The following is a 781-nucleotide window of genomic DNA, read 5'->3' on the forward strand; positions in this document are numbered from 1 at the left end:
CAGGCGTAGGCGATGGACAACAGGTTGATATTCCTGTACCACCTCTTTATCGTTTGAGCAATGGAGGGACGCAGAAGGATAGAAGAAGCGTGCGATTGGTTGTGCACGTCCAAGCAGTTAGGCTGATAAGTAGGCAAATCCGCTTATCGTGAAGGCTGAGCTGTGATGGGGAAGCTCCTTATGGAGCGAAGTCTTTGATTCCCCGCTGCCAAGAAAAGCTTCTAGCGAGATAAAAGGTGCCTGTACCGCAAACCGACACAGGTAGGCGAGGAGAGAATCCTAAGGTGTGCGAGAGAACTCTGGTTAAGGAACTCGGCAAAATGACCCCGTAACTTCGGGAGAAGGGGTGCTTTCTTAACGGAAAGCCGCAGTGAATAGGCCCAAGCGACTGTTTAGCAAAAACACAGGTCTCTGCGAAGCCGTAAGGCGAAGTATAGGGGCTGACACCTGCCCGGTGCTGGAAGGTTAAGGAGAGGGGTTAGCGTAAGCGAAGCTCTGAACTGAAGCCCCAGTAAACGGCGGCCGTAACTATAACGGTCCTAAGGTAGCGAAATTCCTTGTCGGGTAAGTTCCGACCCGCACGAAAGGTGTAACGATTTGGGCACTGTCTCAACCAGAGACTCGGTGAAATTATAGTACCTGTGAAGATGCAGGTTACCCGCGACAGGACGGAAAGACCCCGTGGAGCTTTACTGTAGCCTGATATTGAATTTTGGTACAGTTTGTACAGGATAGGCGGGAGCCATTGAAACCGGAGCGCTAGCTTCGGTGGAGGCGCTGG

At 52.0% G+C, this 781-nt stretch carries 1 rRNA gene; it reads left to right on the top strand.

What is annotated here, in order from left to right:
- Positions 1 to 781, top strand: a 23S ribosomal RNA gene (locus MR071_RS25010); the annotation flags it as partial.

The sequence above is a fragment of the Bacillus cereus group sp. BfR-BA-01316 genome (assembly GCF_022664195.1).
GTDB lineage: Bacteria > Bacillota > Bacilli > Bacillales > Bacillaceae_G > Bacillus_A.